At 72.2% G+C, this 14,003-nt stretch carries 18 protein-coding genes and 1 tRNA gene; 8 read left to right on the forward strand and 11 right to left on the reverse strand.

Features of this window, described 5'->3' with window-relative positions:
• Positions 1 to 25: 25 nt before the first annotated feature.
• Positions 26 to 937 (reverse strand): AprI/Inh family metalloprotease inhibitor, encoded by a 912-nt coding sequence (locus ASG32_RS10205; protein ID WP_056525352.1) that lies wholly within the window; start codon positions 935 to 937, stop codon positions 26 to 28.
• Positions 934 to 1,899 carry a 2-hydroxyacid dehydrogenase gene (locus ASG32_RS10210; RefSeq protein WP_056525355.1) on the reverse strand — a complete coding sequence of 322 codons (966 nt, stop codon included), beginning with the start codon at positions 1,897 to 1,899 and terminating at the stop codon, positions 934 to 936. Before ASG32_RS10210 ends, ASG32_RS10205 begins: the two co-directional genes overlap by 4 nt.
• Positions 1,900 to 2,143: 244 nt before the next feature.
• On the opposite strand from ASG32_RS10210, the gene leuC reads away from it, so the two are divergent.
• Both leuC and ASG32_RS10220 read left to right on the forward strand, forming a co-directional pair.
• A complete protein-coding gene (leuC, locus tag ASG32_RS10215; RefSeq protein WP_042673866.1) occupies positions 2,144 to 3,556 on the forward strand; it encodes a 3-isopropylmalate dehydratase large subunit in 1,413 nt (470 codons plus the stop codon).
• 67 nt (positions 3,557 to 3,623) lie between these two features.
• Positions 3,624 to 3,708, forward strand: a tRNA-Leu gene (locus tag ASG32_RS10220).
• A 491-nt stretch (positions 3,709 to 4,199) separates the two neighbouring features.
• On the opposite strand, the gene ASG32_RS35590 is transcribed toward ASG32_RS10220, so the two are convergent.
• The 4 genes from ASG32_RS35590 to ASG32_RS10235 form a co-directional block, all read right to left on the reverse strand.
• Positions 4,200 to 4,334, reverse strand: a complete 135-nt coding sequence (locus tag ASG32_RS35590; RefSeq protein WP_280141570.1) for a hypothetical protein — start codon at positions 4,332 to 4,334, stop codon at positions 4,200 to 4,202.
• Positions 4,335 to 4,492: 158 nt separating this feature from the next.
• Entirely contained in the window at positions 4,493 to 4,708 is a 216-nt protein-coding gene (locus ASG32_RS10225) for a hypothetical protein (RefSeq protein WP_012317770.1), read from the reverse strand.
• 4 nt (positions 4,709 to 4,712) lie between these two features.
• Complete coding sequence (locus tag ASG32_RS10230) at positions 4,713 to 5,114, reverse strand: DUF393 domain-containing protein (RefSeq protein ID WP_056525358.1); 402 nt, start codon at positions 5,112 to 5,114, stop codon at positions 4,713 to 4,715.
• 22 nt (positions 5,115 to 5,136) lie between these two features.
• On the reverse strand, positions 5,137 to 5,598 hold the full coding sequence (locus ASG32_RS10235; RefSeq protein WP_020095838.1) for an anaerobic typically selenocysteine-containing protein: 462 nt from the start codon (positions 5,596 to 5,598) through the stop codon (positions 5,137 to 5,139).
• Positions 5,599 to 5,809: 211 nt separating this feature from the next.
• On the opposite strand from ASG32_RS10235, the gene ASG32_RS10240 reads away from it, so the two are divergent.
• Positions 5,810 to 6,865 carry a zinc ribbon domain-containing protein gene (locus tag ASG32_RS10240; RefSeq protein ID WP_056525360.1) on the forward strand — a complete coding sequence of 352 codons (1,056 nt, stop codon included), beginning with the start codon at positions 5,810 to 5,812 and terminating at the stop codon, positions 6,863 to 6,865.
• A 25-nt stretch (positions 6,866 to 6,890) separates the two neighbouring features.
• Here ASG32_RS10240 and ASG32_RS10245 read toward each other — a convergent pair whose 3' ends face one another.
• Positions 6,891 to 7,970, reverse strand: a complete 1,080-nt coding sequence (locus ASG32_RS10245; protein ID WP_056525363.1) for a tartrate dehydrogenase — start codon at positions 7,968 to 7,970, stop codon at positions 6,891 to 6,893.
• A gap of 151 nt (positions 7,971 to 8,121) precedes the next feature.
• Between ASG32_RS10245 and ASG32_RS10250 the strand changes: the two genes are divergently transcribed.
• From ASG32_RS10250 to ASG32_RS10265, 4 genes are all read left to right on the forward strand, one after another.
• Positions 8,122 to 8,856 (forward strand): response regulator, encoded by a 735-nt coding sequence (locus ASG32_RS10250; RefSeq protein ID WP_056525365.1) that lies wholly within the window; start codon positions 8,122 to 8,124, stop codon positions 8,854 to 8,856.
• Positions 8,856 to 10,229 (forward strand): HAMP domain-containing sensor histidine kinase, encoded by a 1,374-nt coding sequence (locus ASG32_RS10255; RefSeq protein ID WP_056525369.1) that lies wholly within the window; start codon positions 8,856 to 8,858, stop codon positions 10,227 to 10,229. Before ASG32_RS10250 ends, ASG32_RS10255 begins: the two co-directional genes overlap by 1 nt.
• A 181-nt stretch (positions 10,230 to 10,410) precedes the next feature.
• On the forward strand, positions 10,411 to 10,674 hold the full coding sequence (locus tag ASG32_RS10260; protein ID WP_042673859.1) for a hypothetical protein: 264 nt from the start codon (positions 10,411 to 10,413) through the stop codon (positions 10,672 to 10,674).
• Positions 10,675 to 10,758: 84 nt separating this feature from the next.
• Complete coding sequence (locus ASG32_RS10265; protein WP_056525375.1) at positions 10,759 to 11,112, forward strand: hypothetical protein; 354 nt, start codon at positions 10,759 to 10,761, stop codon at positions 11,110 to 11,112.
• 30 nt (positions 11,113 to 11,142) lie between these two features.
• Here the strand turns inward: ASG32_RS10265 and ASG32_RS10270 are convergent, their stop codons facing one another.
• The 4 genes from ASG32_RS10270 to ASG32_RS10285 form a co-directional block, all read right to left on the reverse strand.
• Positions 11,143 to 12,129, reverse strand: a complete 987-nt coding sequence (locus tag ASG32_RS10270; protein ID WP_056525378.1) for an inorganic phosphate transporter — start codon at positions 12,127 to 12,129, stop codon at positions 11,143 to 11,145.
• Positions 12,130 to 12,144: 15 nt separating this feature from the next.
• Positions 12,145 to 12,786, reverse strand: coding sequence for a DUF47 family protein (locus tag ASG32_RS10275; RefSeq protein WP_042673855.1), 642 nt, complete (start codon positions 12,784 to 12,786; stop codon positions 12,145 to 12,147).
• A 136-nt stretch (positions 12,787 to 12,922) separates the two neighbouring features.
• Positions 12,923 to 13,180, reverse strand: coding sequence for a hypothetical protein (locus ASG32_RS10280; RefSeq protein ID WP_042673854.1), 258 nt, complete (start codon positions 13,178 to 13,180; stop codon positions 12,923 to 12,925).
• Positions 13,181 to 13,286: 106 nt separating this feature from the next.
• Positions 13,287 to 13,499 carry a hypothetical protein gene (locus ASG32_RS10285; protein WP_056525381.1) on the reverse strand — a complete coding sequence of 71 codons (213 nt, stop codon included), beginning with the start codon at positions 13,497 to 13,499 and terminating at the stop codon, positions 13,287 to 13,289.
• 243 nt (positions 13,500 to 13,742) lie between these two features.
• Here ASG32_RS10285 and ASG32_RS10290 point away from each other — a divergent pair, with 243 nt between their 5' ends.
• A complete protein-coding gene (locus tag ASG32_RS10290) occupies positions 13,743 to 13,955 on the forward strand; it encodes a hypothetical protein (protein WP_020095827.1) in 213 nt (70 codons plus the stop codon).
• Positions 13,956 to 14,003: the final 48 nt, after the last annotated feature.

The raw sequence follows: 14,003 nt of genomic DNA on the forward strand, positions 1-14,003 counted from the left end.
GCGCGGTCGCCGCCGCGCGGTGCGCTCAATCGACGCGGCGCAGGACGAAGGTGGTGCCGACCTCGGGATCGCGCCGCCACCGGCCGTCGCCGCTCGGCACGAGGTCGATGCTGTGGCCCCGCTTGGCGGTCAGCGTCATCCGGCCCTTCGCGTAGCGCCAGCGCACCGGATCGAACACCTCCAGGCCGCTGTCGTGGCAGCCGGGGACGATGCGCACGCCGCCGCCGGTGCCGTCGAGGTTGATCCGGCAGGTGTCGCGCTGCTGGAAGCGGTCGAGGGCGTAGAGCCCCGGCGCCGGCGCCGCCGAGGCGGTCGCGGCCGAGGCGGTCGCCGGCGGCTGCAGCTCGGCCGGCACCGGGGCCGCGGTCTGGAGCGGGGAGGGGGCCGGGCTCGCCGGATCCGTCGGCGCGGTCTCGGGCGCGGCGGCCGCGTCGGCCGGCCGCATCGCGACGATGTCGAGGGGAACGAGACTGTAGCGCTCGCCGCCCTCGGCCTGGGCGACGAGGCTGCGCTGGTCCGGCCGCTTGGCGAAATCGAGGACCGGGCGGACGTTGCGGTCGACGAGGCGGACGGCCCCGTCGACGAAGAGCCAGCCGGCGACGCTGTTCAGGACCGGCAAGGCCCGTCGGCATCCGGCCGGGAAGCGCAGCCGCTGCCCCGCCTCGCCGCTGTCGAGCACCAGCGTCATGACGCAGCGGCGGTTGGTGCCGTCCCGCGACAGGTCCCAGGTTCCAGGCACCTGCCCGAGCTTCTCGGGGAGGCTCGGCGGCGCGGTCGGAGCCGGGGGCGCCGCGAGCGTCTCCGCGGCCGGAGGAGGGGACGGCGGTGCGGCCTCCTCGGTGGCGGCGGGCACGTCCTGGGCGGCGGCCGGCCGGACGATCGCGGCGGTCGCGATCAGCGCCGATGCGGCCAGCAGGGCGGCCCGAGCCTGTCTCACGCGGTCGGTCTCCAGGGTGTCTCGGCGACGGGCGTCAGCGGACCCCGTCCCTCGAACCACGAGACGACGTTGTCGACGACGAGCTGGGCCATCGCCGCGCGGGTGTGCTCGGAGGCCGACCCGACATGCGGCAGCAGCACCGTGTTGTCGAGGGCGGCGAGGTCCGCGGGCACGTGCGGCTCGTTCTCGAAGACGTCGAGGCCGGCGCCGAGGATCGTGCCCGCCTTCAGCGCCGCGGTCAGCGCCGCCTCGTCGACCAGGGTGCCCCGGGCGACGTTGATCAGGATGCCCTCGGGACCGAGCGCCTCCAGCACGGCCGCGTCCACGAGGTTGCGCGTGTCGGCGCCGCCGGGCGCCACCACGATGAGGATGTGGACCGCGCGGGCGAGGCCGATCAACGTATCGTGATACGTGTAGGGTATGTCGGCCTGCCGGCTGCGGCCGTGATAGTCGATCGCGACGCCGAAGCTCTCCAGGCGGTGGGCGATCGCCCGCCCGATCCGGCCGAGACCGAGGATGCCGACCCGCCGCCCGCGCAGCGATGCCGTGAGCGGGAAGGGCGCCTTGGGCCAGTGGCCGTCCCGCAGGTAGCGGTCGGCCTGGGGGATCCGCCGCAGGGTAGCGAGGGTGAGGCCGAGGGCGAGGTCGGCGACCTCGTCGGTGAGGACGTCCGGCGTGTTGGTGACGACGATCCCGCGCCGCTGCGCCCCAGCGGCGTCGACGGCGTCGTAGCCCACGCCGAAATTCGCGATCAGCTCGAGGTTCGGCAGCCGGTCCATCAGCGCCCCGTCCACCCCGCCGCCGACGCAGAGCGCCCGGATCCGCGGGCCGATCTCGGCGAGCAGGGCCTCCGGGTCCGCGGCCTCAGCCAGCCGGTGGACCCCGTACCGCCCCGCGAAGGCCTTCTCCACGAGCGGGTGCATCTTCCGGAGCAACAGGATCTCGACCGGGGCCTCAGCCATCGTTCACTCCCACGTTCGGCCGCGCGTCGGTGTCGGCCGCCTCCCCCGTCCCGGCATAGAGCCTGTGCGGGGTGGGGCGCCAGCGCGCAGGAGTGGCCGGCGGTGACAACCGCGCGGATCAGCCGGGCGGCCGTTCGGCCGGCACAGGGCTCGCCTCTTTCGAAAACCGCGCGCGATGCCTACTAAGGACCACGCATCATCGCGAGAGTTCTGCACCGACCCCAATCGCCGAAGACGAAGACCGATGACCAGCCCGCGCACCCTCTACGACAAGATCTGGGACGACCACGTCGTCGATGTCCAACCGGACGGCTCCAGCCTCCTCTACATCGACCGGCACCTCGTCCACGAAGTGACGAGCCCGCAGGCCTTCGAGGGTCTTCGCGTGGCCGGCCGCAAGGTGCGCCATCCGGAGAAGACGCTGGCCGTCGTGGACCACAACGTCCAGACCTCGGACCGCTCGCAGGGCATCGAGGATCCCGAGAGCCGCACGCAGCTCGAAGCGCTCGCCGAGAACGTGCGCGACTTCGGCATCGAGTTCTACGACGCCCTCGACCGACGCCAGGGCATCGTCCACATCATCGGCCCCGAGCAGGGCTTCACGTTGCCCGGCCAGACGATCGTGTGCGGCGATTCGCACACCTCGACGCACGGCGCCTTCGGGGCGCTGGCCCACGGCATCGGCACCTCGGAGGTCGAGCACGTGCTCGCCACCCAGACCCTGGTGCAGCGCAAGGCCAGGAACATGCGCGTCTCCGTCGATGGCACGCTGCCGCCCGGCGTGACCGCGAAGGACATCATCCTGGCGATCATCGGCGAGATCGGGACCGCCGGCGGCACCGGCCACGTCATCGAGTATGCCGGCGAGGCGATCCGCGCGCTCTCGATGGAGGGCCGGATGACGATCTGCAACATGTCGATCGAGGGTGGCGCCCGCGCCGGCATGGTCGCCCCCGACGCGACGACCTTCGCCTACGTGAAGGACCGCCCGAAGGCGCCGAAGGGCGCCGCCTTCGACGCGGCCCGCCGCTACTGGGAGAGCCTCGTCACCGACGCGGGCGCGCATTTCGACCGCGAGGTGCGTCTCGACGCGGCCAACCTGCCGCCGATCGTCAGCTGGGGCACGAGCCCCGAGGACGTGATCTCGATCCAGGGCCGCGTGCCGGACCCGTCCGAGATCGCCGACGAGAACAAGCGGCAGTCGAAGGAGAAGGCGCTCGCCTACATGGGCCTGACGCCGGGCACCCGGATCACCGACATCACCCTGGACCGGATCTTCATCGGCTCCTGCACCAACGGCCGCATCGAGGATCTGCGCGAGGTCGCGCGGGTCGTCGGCGACCGGAAGGTGCACGAGGGCGTCTCGGCGATGATCGTGCCGGGCTCCGGCCTCGTGAAGGCCCAGGCCGAGGCCGAGGGTCTCGACAAGATCCTGAAGGCGGCGGGCTTCGACTGGCGCGAGCCGGGCTGCTCGATGTGTCTCGGCATGAACCCGGACAAGCTGCGTCCGGGCGAGCGCTGCGCCTCGACGTCGAACCGCAACTTCGAGGGCCGCCAGGGTCCCCGCGGACGCACGCACCTCGTGTCCCCGGCCATGGCGGCGGCCGCGGCGGTCACCGGGCACTTCGTCGACATCCGGGAGTGGCCGCAGGGCTGAAATCGCGATTGACGCCGGCGGCTCCGTTGCCTAAACGGAGCCGTCGCCGGCCGATGGCCGACGGCGAGCCCAGGTGGCGGAATTGGTAGACGCGCTGGTTTCAGGTACCAGTCTCGCGAGAGGTGAAGGTTCGAGTCCTTTCCTGGGCACCAAATGCATGACAGCAGCCCGCCAACGCATTGGCGGGCTTTGTTGTTTCTAGGGTCCGGGATCCGCGGACCGAGGATGCGGGCGCCCGCAGCGCCTCTCGGGCTTTCAAAGCCCGACCCACTGTCCGCGTATCAGTCGCCCCGTTCGACCGACCGGCCCCGGTGCTGCGCCACCGTTTCCTTGGCCGAACGACGCGGCCGTGGCGAGCCATGCGATCGCGTCGCAGATGACGGGGCGGCGGGGAGGCACGGCTGTAGGAGTGGTTGTCCGGGCCTCAGGGGGCACCGTTCGACCTGGAGACCGGAACCGCGCTGCCATCCCGCGCGTAGACGAGGTCTCGACATTCCCCCAGCGAGATCACCTCGAACCGCCCGGCTCCGGCCGCGGCGGTTTTTTCGTGCCCCGCGCTTCGATCGCGCCCTACTCGCAGCGGCGTGACGTTCCTCCGGGATCCAGGCAAACCCGCCGGCACGGCCGCGCGGGCTTTTCCCGATCACGCTGCGGTGACGCGCCGGTAGCTCGCCGCGAATGCCTGGGCTTCCTCGTGCGTCAGATCGGTGACCACCAGCCCCGGCGCGTAGACCGTCCAGCGGCCGTCGTTGTCCTCCGACATACGGATCTCGACCACCGCGGACCTCCTCGATTGCGAGTGGAAGCTCACCGCTACTCTCGCGAATTCTTGTGAGGGCGCAATACCTCTTAAGGTGCTGGGGTTTCCTCCGGCACGAAGGCGCGGCGGCGTCCATGGGAGCGCGTTTCCCGACCCGGGCACGCCCCGCGTGACCGCTACAGCCAGCGCTCGTCGAGGTCCGTGGCGTTCCGGTCCGCGACGGGCTGCGTCTCGTCACCCTCGGCGAACACCACCACGTCGTCCGGTCCGACGTCGCGGGTCGCGTAGAAATCCCAGCGCCGGTGGATCACGCGCGGGCCGCCGAAGATCCGGTAGGCGTTCCAGTACCGGTCGTCCCGGAAGCCGACATAGTGGACGCAGCGGGTCGCCATCGGCTCACCGGCGGCGGGCCATCAGCCGGGCCAGGCGCGGCCGCACCGGCAGCGACAGCCGGTAGGCCAGCTCGGCGACCGGCAGAATCGGCCGGACACCGAGGACGCGCAGGTCGACCAGGCGACCGAGCCAGCGCCAGCCGGGCAGAGTCCGCCAGAGGCGCGCGAACGCGGCGGCGCCGGAGATCAGCTGCCCGTCCGCGGTCCGGACATGGAAGCGGCGCAGGGCCCGGGCTCGGTCGAGATCCGCGCCGAGCGCCGGCTCGGGCGCCCCGGAGCCGACATCGACGAAGGCGAGCCGGTCCGCGCCGGCGCACCGGCGATACTGGTCGATCTCGGCCCGGCACAGTGGGCAGCCGCCGTCGTAGTAGACGCTGAGCCGCCCGTCGGAGCGATCCTCGGCCATGGCCGCGCCGGTACTCAGGGGCTCAGTTCGCGGGCGGGCTCAGGACGAGCTTGCCCTTGAAGGGCGCGTCGGCGTTGCGCGTGCTGGTGCAGGCGTACTCCTCCTGCCCGGCCTTCATCGTCCGCAGGCGCAGCGTGCCCTTGCCGTTCTGCTTGACCGTGTAGCCCTTCTCGCTGGCGACATGCACGAGGTCTCCGTCGGCGTGCAGCACGAGGCCGTTCTCAAACTGCCCGGGCGCGGTGATCGTCACCGGCGCGTCGGCGCTGCTCACGATCTTCAGCGCGACGTTGGTGTCGGCTGGAAGCTTGAGCTCGGCCGGGTCGCAGACCGGCTTGCCGTCCTTCAGGCTAATCGTCAGCTCCACGGGCGGCATCGCGTCTGTGGCGGGCGGCGGCAGGGGCTTGCCCTGAGCCAGGGCCGGCCCTGCGGCCAGGACAGCAGAGAGAGCCAGGAGCGTCGCCGATCCGCGCGCGAGTGTCAGCATGTGGGTTCAGTCCCGATTGGAGGGGCAGCGCGCTCCGCCGAGCACACCGCCGGGAAAGGCGGCGCGGTCAGCGACGTTCCCGGGCGCAACGCCGCACCCGGGCGGATGCCAGCGATCGCGCCCGCGGGTCCCGCCGCCGGATCAGCCGGCATATCCCGGGGGCGTCACGCGGTATAAGGACCCGCTTCGGTTTTGAGTGAGGTCGATTCGCGTGCGGTCCGGTTCAAGGCTCTCCGAGCGCTGGTTCACGCTGGCGCTCTGGCTCGTCGCGCTGGTCTTCGCGTGGTTCCTGATCGGGCTCGGCTCGCTGGTCGTCGGCGATCTGCCGCAGGTTGAGCACCGCTACACTCTCGACCAGTTCCTCGACACCGACCAGGGCACGGCGTCGGCCGAGGCCCTCAAGCAGATCCGCCGGGAGCAGGACGACAACCGCCGGACGGTCGAGCAGGACCAGCTCGCCCTCGAGGCTGCGCAGGCCGCCTCCGAGGGCGCGCGCGAGACCTTCGCCAACTGGCTGAAGACCCGCGACGCCACGCAGCGGGTCGACCAGGATCCCGGGCTCATCGCGCGCACGCAGCAGCTCGACGCGCTGAAGGCCGCCGAGCGCACCATCGAGGAGCGGCTCGCTGCCCTGGCGCGGACGGGGCTCGACCTGTCGGAGCGCGAGGCGGCGCAGCTGCGCGTGGACACCGATCTGCGGGCCGCCGCGCAGACGCGCCTCGACGCGGCCGAGCGCGGCCAGGAGCTGCGCGTCTTCGGCTATCGCCTCGCCCTGACCCTGCCGCTGCTGGCCCTCGCCGGATGGCTCCTGCTCAAGCGCCGCCGCACCCGCAACTGGCCCTTCGTGTGGGGCTTCGCCTTCGCGGCGGCCTTCGCGTTCTTCGTCGAGCTCGTGCCCTACATGCCGAGCTACGGCGGCTACGTGCAGTACGGCGTCGGCGTGATCGTCACCCTGGTCGCGGGCCGGGCGGCGATCAACGCGCTGCACGCCTACCGCGCCCGGCAGGCCGTAGTGGAGGCGCGCCCGGACGCCGAGCGGCGGACCGAGATCGCCACCGACCAGGCCCTGGCGCGCCTCGCCAAGAAGGCGTGCCCGGGCTGCGAGCGGCCGATCGCCCTCGACGACGCGAGCACGAATTTCTGCCCCCATTGCGGGCTCGGCATCTTCGCGCACTGCCCGTCCTGCGCGCAGCGCAAGAGCACCTTCGAGCGCTTCTGCCGGGCCTGCGGCACCCGGAGCCCGGATCTCGCGAGCGAGGCGCCCTGAGGCCGCCCAGGCACCCGGGCACGCCTCAGGCGTTGTCGCCCCGGATCGCCGCGATGACCGCGTCGGTGACCTGACGGGTCGTCGCTGTGCCGCCGAGGTCCGGCGTGTGCAGGTTCGGATCCGCGGTGACCCGCTCGACCGCGCGCATCAGCCGGTCGGCCGCCGGCTTCTCGCCGAGGTGCTCCAGCATCTGGCACGCCGTCCAGAAGGTCGCGACCGGGTTGGCGATACCCTTGCCGGCGATGTCGAAGGCCGAGCCGTGGATCGGCTCGAACATCGACGGGTAGGTCCGCTCCGGGTTGATGTTGGCGGTCGGCGCGATGCCGAGCGACCCGGCGAGCGCCGCCGCGAGGTCCGAAAGGATGTCCGCGTGCAGGTTCGTCGCCACGATCGTGTCGAGGGTCTCGGGCTTCGTCACCATGCGCATCGTCATGGCGTCGACCAGCATCTTGTCCCAGGTCACGTCCGGGAAGTCCTTCGCGACCGCGGCGGCGATCTCGTCCCACATCACCATGGCGTGGCGCTGGGCGTTGGACTTGGTGACCACGGTGAGCAGCTTGCGCGGACGGGAGCGGGCGAGCTCGAACGCGTAGCGGATGATCCGGTCGACCCCCGAGCGGGTCATCATCGAGACGTCGGTGGCGACCTCGTTGGGATGGCCCTGGTGGACCCGTCCGCCGACGCCGGCATACTCGCCCTCCGAGTTCTCCCGCACGATCACCCAGTCGAGCTCCGGACCCGAGACGTTGCGCAGCGGGCTGGTGATGCCCGGCAGGATCCGGGTCGGGCGGACGTTGGCGTACTGGTCGAAGGGCTGGCAGATCGCGAGCCGCAGGCCCCAGAGGGTGATGTGGTCGGGCACGTCCGGCGCCCCAACCGCGCCGAAGAAGATCGCGTCGTGGTTCCGGATCTGGTCGCGGCCGTCGGCCGGCATCATCGCGCCGTGCCTCTTGTAGTAGTCCGATCCCCAATCGAAATGGTCGAACTGGAAGGCGAAGGAGCCGGTCTTCTCGGCCAGCGCGTCGAGCACCTCGATGCCGGCGGCGATGACCTCGACGCCGATGCCGTCCGCGGGGATGGCCGCGATGGTGTAGGTCTTCGTCATGGGTGTCTTCTCGTGTGTCTTCGGGGGCGAGACGAGAAAGCGAGCGCGTGACGGTGGGCGCGGGCTCGGTGTCCGGATCGGGACGTGTAACGTTTTGTGACACTGTGCAGTTTCGCGTTGCCGTGCCGCCGGCCGCCCCTATGCTCGCCCCATGCACGAGGGCACCACCATCGCCATCGTCGAGGACGATCCCGACATCCGCGCCCTGCTCGCCGGCTACCTGGAGGGCGAGGGGTTCCGCGCCGTCGCCCTCGACGGCGGCTCGGCCCTCGACCGCCTGATCGCGGCGGGCCCCGCGCCCGACCTCGTCGTCCTCGACTGGATGCTGCCCGGCGAGGACGGCCTCTCCATCTGCCGCCGCCTCCGCGACGCCGGTGGGCCGCCCGTCGTCATGCTGACCGCCAAGGACGAGGACATCGACCGGGTCCTCGGCCTGGAGATGGGCGCCGACGACTACGTCTCGAAGCCGTTCAACCCGCGGGTCCTGCTGGCCCGGATCCGCGCGGTCCTGCGACGGGCCCACGGCGCCGGCGGCCAGCCCGCCGCGGCCGCCCCCGAGCGTCTCAGTGTCGCCGACCTCGTCGTCGATCTCGCGGCCCGCACCGTGATCACCGGCGATCCCGCCGCCGAGATCCCGCTGACCAGCGCCGAGTACGACCTGCTCCACTGCTTCGTCACCCGGCCACAGCGGGTGCTCTCGCGCGACCAGCTCCTCGACTGGACCCGGGGCCGGACCGCCGACGCCTTCGACCGCACCATCGACGTCCAGGTCAGCCGCCTGCGGCACAAGCTCGACGCCTCGGGCAGTCAGGCCGCGTCCCTGCTCAGGACCGTGCGCAATGCCGGCTACATCCTGGCCGCCCCGGTCCGCTCCGGAACGCCGTGATGGGCCGCGTCGGGCTTCTCGGGCGCATCATGCTGCTCCTGCTCGGCGCCCTCTCCCTGCTCGTCCTCGCCACCGTGGCCCTGGATCACTGGCAGCGCCGGGAGGAGCGGCTGCCCGCGGGCTCGCGCTTCCCGCGGGTCGACCAGGCCGCCGGCATCATGACGCTGCTGCGCGACGCGGATCCCGCCCAGAGGCCGGCCATCCTGAAGGCGGTCAGCGGCGAGGTGCTGCGGGCCGAGATCGTCGACGCGCCGCCCGACACCGTCGACCTGATCCGCGAGCCCCGCCTGGAAACCCGGATCCGGCGGATGACGGCCGAGCCGGCCGACCGCGTCCAGGCCTACACCGACGCCGCCCTGCTGCGCCGCGGCGTCGATCCGGCCAACATCGCGCAGGCCGAGCGCGCCGGGCCGATCGGACGCCTCGCGCTGGCGACCTACCGGCTGCCCGACGGCCGGTACGCCGTGATCAGCGCGGCCGAGCATCATCGCTCGCTCATGCCGTGGCTGTTCGGCCAGCCGCTGAGCCTCTGGGTCGCGGTGCTCGGCGCCGCGGCGGCCGGTCTCGTCCTGGTCGGCACGCGCCACGAACTCGCGCCGCTGCGCCGCCTCACCGACGCGGTCTCCCGGTTCGACGGCCGCGCCCCGGAGCGGGTGAGCGCGCCCCGGGGGGCGCCCGAGATCCGGCGTCTCGCCCAGGCAGTGCAGGGCATGCAGGAGCGGATCGCCGGCCTCATGGCCGAGCGCTCGCTGCTGATCGGCGCCATCTCGCACGACCTCAAGACCTACCTGACGCGGCTGCGCCTCCGCGCCGAAGTGGTGGCGGAGCCGATGCTCCGGGACAAGCTCGTGGCGGATCTCGACGCCATGACCGAGCTGATCGAGGCGTCCCTGGGGTTCGCCCGCGGCACCGCCGTCGAGGCGACCCGGGCGCCGGTGGATCTCGCCGATCTCGTCGCCGTCGAGGTAGCCGAGCACGCCGCCCAGGGCGCCACGATCAGCCTGACCGGCGAGGAGGTGCGGGACGCCACGGTGGCCGGCGACGCGGTCGCCCTGCGCCGGGTCGTGGCCAACCTGATCGGGAACGCCGTCAAGTTCGGACGCTCCTCGGTGGCGGTGGCGGTGAGCCGGGCCGGGACGGTCTGCCGCATCGTCGTCGAGGATGACGGTCCGGGCATTCCCGAGGCGGAGCGGACGGCGGTGTTCAGCCCGTACTACCGGGTCGAGCGCTCGCGCAGCCGGCAGACCGGCGGGACCGGCCTGGGCCTCGCCATCAGCCGGCAGATCGCCGAGGCCCACGGCGGCACGGTGGTGGCGGAGGCCGGCGCGGACGGCGGCGCGCGGCTCGTCGTGACCCTGCCAAGCCTGTCCTGACGGCGGGCCGCAACGGGCCCGCAACCGGCCGTTACACATCGTTACAGGACGGCGCTCCCCGGTCACATCCGGGCAGCGCGCGCGGACGAACCTTCGCTCACACGCCGCGGCGGATCCTCCGTCCCGGCGGCGGCAGCCGGCCCCGGGCCGCGCTGACCGATCGAGCAGACGGAGATCACCGATGTTGAAGGTTCTCGCTCCCGCCGCCCTCCTCGTGAGCCTCGCGGTGCCCGCCTCGGCGCTGCCGCTGGTGCAGGACGCCGTCTCCGACGGCGCCGACGGCGCCCGGATCATCCAGGTCTACGGCGGCTGCGGCCCCTACGGCCATCGCGGCCCGTACGGCGGCTGCCGCACCGGAGGCCAGTGGGGCGGCTACATCCGCGGCCGCTCGTGCCCGGCGGGCTTCCACATCGGCCCCTACGGCCGCCGCTGCTGGCCGAACTGAGACGCCGGGACGCTCGATCGCGTCCCCCGTTCCGCGTCCGGCCCCGCGGCCGGACTCCCGTGGAGACACTCCCGGAGTTGAGTCATGATCCGCACTCTCGTCATGCCCGTGGCGCTCGCCGCGGGGGTCCTGTTGGCCGGCTCGAGCGCCGAGGCGCGCGACGGCTGCGGGCCCGGCTTCCACCGCAACGTCTACGGCTGGTGCCGGCCGAATCTGGGCTACAGGCCGTTCGTCTACGTCCCGGTCTATCCGCGCGTCGGCTACCGGTGGCACTACGGCTACCGCTGGCACCGACGCTTCGCGTGGGGCGGCGGCTATCGCTGGGGCGGCTTCCGCCATGCCGGCTGGCATGGGGGATGGCATGGGGGATGGCGCGGCGGCTGGCATCGGGGCTGGCACGGTGGCTGGCACCACGGCGGCTGGCACCATCGCTGGTGAGCCCGGGGCGGATCCGGCCGCGCTCGTCCGCTACGGCAGGACCAGGCCGGAGGCCGCGTAGGTCAGGGCCGCGACAAGGGCCGCGGCCGGCATCGTGATCACCCAGGCGATCACGATGCCCTGCGCGACGTTCCAGCGGACCGCCGAGACCCGGCGCGCGGCGCCGACGCCGACGATGGCGCCCGTGATCGTGTGGGTGGTCGAGACCGGGACGCCGAAGGCCGTCGCGGCGAACAGCGTCGCGGCGCCGCCGGTCTCTGCGCAGAATCCCTGCATGGGCGACAGCCGCGTGATCTTCGACCCCATCGTGTGGACGATGCGCCAGCCGCCCATCAGGGTGCCGAGGGCCATGGCGGTCTGGCAGGACAGCACCACCCAGAGGGGCACGTGGAAAGCCCCGCTCTCGCCGTGGGCGTAGAGCAGGGCCGCGATGATGCCCATGGTCTTCTGGGCGTCGTTGCCGCCGTGGCCGAGGGAGTAGAGCGAGGCCGAGACGAACTGCAGGCCCCGGAACACGCGGTCCACGGCGTGCGGCGTCGAGCGGACGAAGATCCACGAGACCGCCAGCATCAGCAGCAGCCCGAGGGCGAAGCCCAGGGCCGGCGAGAGGACGATGGCGGCGCTGGTGGCGATGACGCCGGGCCAGACGATCACGCCGACCCCCGCCTTGGCGATGCCGGCGCCGAGCAGGCCCCCGATCAGGGCGTGGGAGCTGGAGGACGGGATGCCGGCGTACCACGTGACCAGGTTCCACGTGATGGCGCCGCCGAGCGCGCCCATGATGACCCGGTCGTCCACCGTCGCGACGTCGATGATGCCCGAGCCGACCGTGCCGGCGACGTGCAGGCCGAAGACCAGGAAGGCCACGAAGTTGAAGAACGCCGCCCAGAACACGGCGTAGCGGGGCGCCAGCACCCGCGTCGACACGATCGTGGCGATGGAGTTCGCGGCGTCGTGCAGCCCGTTCAGGAAGTCGAAGACCAGGGCGAGGACGATGAGGACGACGAGGAGCGTCACGCGGCGACCTGCGGCTCAGACATGTTCGACGACGATGCTGCTGATCTGGTTCGCCACGTCCTCGAACCGGTCCATGACCTTCTCCAAGTGGCCGTACAGCTCGGACCCGACGAGGAAGGCCATGGGGTCCCGCCCCGAGGCCTTGAACAGGGCCTTCAGCCCGTCATTGTGCAGGTCGTCGGCCCGCCCCTCCAGCTCGATGACGCGCTCGGTCAGGCTGTTCAGCGCGGCGGCGTTCTCGCCGAGGGCCCGCAGCTTCGGCAGCGCCTCGGCGGTGACCTGCGCGGCCTCCTGGATGACCGCGCCCATCTCGCGCATCGCCGGCTCGAAGGTGGTCACCTCGAAGAGCTGGACCGCCTTGGCGGTCTTGAGCATCTGGTCGATGGCGTCGTCGAGGGAGCCGACCAGGGCCTGGATGTCGCCGCGGTCGAACGGCGTGATGAAGGTCCGGCGGACCGCCAGCAGCGCCTCGCGGGTGATCCCGTCGGCCGCGTCCTCGTGGGCCGCGATCGCCGCGTAGGCCGCCGGGACGGCCTGAGTCCCGTCGAGAAGTCCTCGCAGGGCGGCCGCGCCGTCCTCGAGCGTCCGCGCGTGACGCTCGAAGAGATCGAAGAACCGGTCCTCCCGCGGCATCAGGGCGCGAAACCAAGCCAGCATGGCGTGTCCGGATCGAGAGGTCGGCGCGGCGGCCGGGTGCGACGGCACCCGGCAGCAGGCACAACGGGCGAGAGCGCCGACCCGATCCGGGAGCCGGCAAACAATCTGCCGGCGGGGTGGCGCCGGCCGGCGCCGCTCAGCGGACCGGGCTGGCGGCGGCGTGGAGCCAGCCGAAATCCACCGGGTAGCCGAGCCCGTGCAGCATCTTGACCCGCTTCCAGGAGGCCGACCGCGCCGCGGCCGCGTCCTGCCCGGCGTCGATCTCGGCGCTCTCCATCTCCTGGAGCTCGCGGGTCAGCGACTCGCGGAGGCCTGCGGCCTTCATGTTGCCGAGCGCGGCGGTGAAGGCCTGCTCGGCGATCCGAACCTGATCACAAATCTGACGCACGCTCATCAGTACCGATCCCTCCAGCCCGGCGTGAACACTGCATTTCCGCAGTGAACAGATAGCTATCACGCGAGCCGGCGGCGGGAGATGTACGTCTTTGGTGCAGCGCTAGTCACCGCATGGGGAGCAGGCCGGGTCGCCGCATCGTCCGCGGCGGACGCGCCCAGCGCCGCTTGCGCCCGAAGGTGCGGCGCGGATCGGAGAGGCGCGCGTCCATCTCCATCTTGCGACCCAACCGCGGCTGGACGCTGGCGCCGATCGCCACCAGCGCGGCCGAACCGATCAGCGCGACGAGTACCGCACCCCAGAACACGCTCTCGAACATCAGGCACTCCCGGTCTGGAGCCCCGCCGCGGACCGTTCCGGACTGCGGACGATTGCTGATGAAGCTAGACCATTCCCGCGAATGTAATCAACGCCCTGTATCGCCCGGTATTCAACTGTCGACAACTGATTGCGCCCAACCCGAGACACCCGCGCTCGTGGCGGGCGTCCCGTCCTTGCGCGGGATCAATGCGCGCGCCGCCCCGGTCTCCCACGATCCCCGCGCCCAACCGGAGCCCGGACCATGCGCCTCTATCGCGTCACCTTCTACAAGACCGTCGCGGACGATACCGGCCACGAGCACCGGGTGCGGCAGCGCGCGATCCTGGTCCGGGCGCCGTCGGAGGTGTCGGCCGTCTGGCAGGCCAAGGCGCTGCTCTGCGCGGGGGCCCGGGTGGTCGACTGGCGCCTGCGCGCCGACAGCTGCGAGGTCGCCGCCCTGCCGGCCGCCGCGTAGGTCGACCGGACCTGCGGGCACCGGGACCGGCCCGGATCCGCACCGGCC

It is taken from the genome of Methylobacterium sp. Leaf361 (genome assembly GCF_001424445.1).
Classification (GTDB): domain Bacteria; phylum Pseudomonadota; class Alphaproteobacteria; order Rhizobiales; family Beijerinckiaceae; genus Methylobacterium.

Excerpts from the sequence above, each read along its gene's own strand:
- ASG32_RS10250 (WP_056525365.1), top strand. The coding sequence starts at position 8,122 with ATGCACGAGGGCACCACCATCGCCATCGTCGAGGACGATCCCGACATC.
- ASG32_RS10225 (WP_012317770.1), bottom strand. The coding sequence starts at position 4,708 with ATGGCGACCCGCTGCGTCCACTATGTCGGCTTCCGGGACGACCGGTAC.
- ASG32_RS10265 (WP_056525375.1), top strand. The coding sequence starts at position 10,759 with ATGATCCGCACTCTCGTCATGCCCGTGGCGCTCGCCGCGGGGGTCCTG.
- ASG32_RS10260 (WP_042673859.1), top strand. The coding sequence starts at position 10,411 with ATGTTGAAGGTTCTCGCTCCCGCCGCCCTCCTCGTGAGCCTCGCGGTG.
- ASG32_RS10245 (WP_056525363.1), bottom strand. The coding sequence starts at position 7,970 with ATGACGAAGACCTACACCATCGCGGCCATCCCCGCGGACGGCATCGGC.
- ASG32_RS10285 (WP_056525381.1), bottom strand. The coding sequence starts at position 13,499 with ATGTTCGAGAGCGTGTTCTGGGGTGCGGTACTCGTCGCGCTGATCGGT.
- ASG32_RS10255 (WP_056525369.1), top strand. The coding sequence starts at position 8,856 with ATGGGCCGCGTCGGGCTTCTCGGGCGCATCATGCTGCTCCTGCTCGGC.
- ASG32_RS10230 (WP_056525358.1), bottom strand. The coding sequence starts at position 5,114 with ATGGCCGAGGATCGCTCCGACGGGCGGCTCAGCGTCTACTACGACGGC.
- ASG32_RS10290 (WP_020095827.1), top strand. The coding sequence starts at position 13,743 with ATGCGCCTCTATCGCGTCACCTTCTACAAGACCGTCGCGGACGATACC.
- ASG32_RS10275 (WP_042673855.1), bottom strand. The coding sequence starts at position 12,786 with ATGCTGGCTTGGTTTCGCGCCCTGATGCCGCGGGAGGACCGGTTCTTC.
- leuC (WP_042673866.1), top strand. The coding sequence starts at position 2,144 with ATGACCAGCCCGCGCACCCTCTACGACAAGATCTGGGACGACCACGTC.
- ASG32_RS10235 (WP_020095838.1), bottom strand. The coding sequence starts at position 5,598 with ATGCTGACACTCGCGCGCGGATCGGCGACGCTCCTGGCTCTCTCTGCT.
- ASG32_RS10210 (WP_056525355.1), bottom strand. The coding sequence starts at position 1,899 with ATGGCTGAGGCCCCGGTCGAGATCCTGTTGCTCCGGAAGATGCACCCG.
- ASG32_RS10280 (WP_042673854.1), bottom strand. The coding sequence starts at position 13,180 with ATGAGCGTGCGTCAGATTTGTGATCAGGTTCGGATCGCCGAGCAGGCC.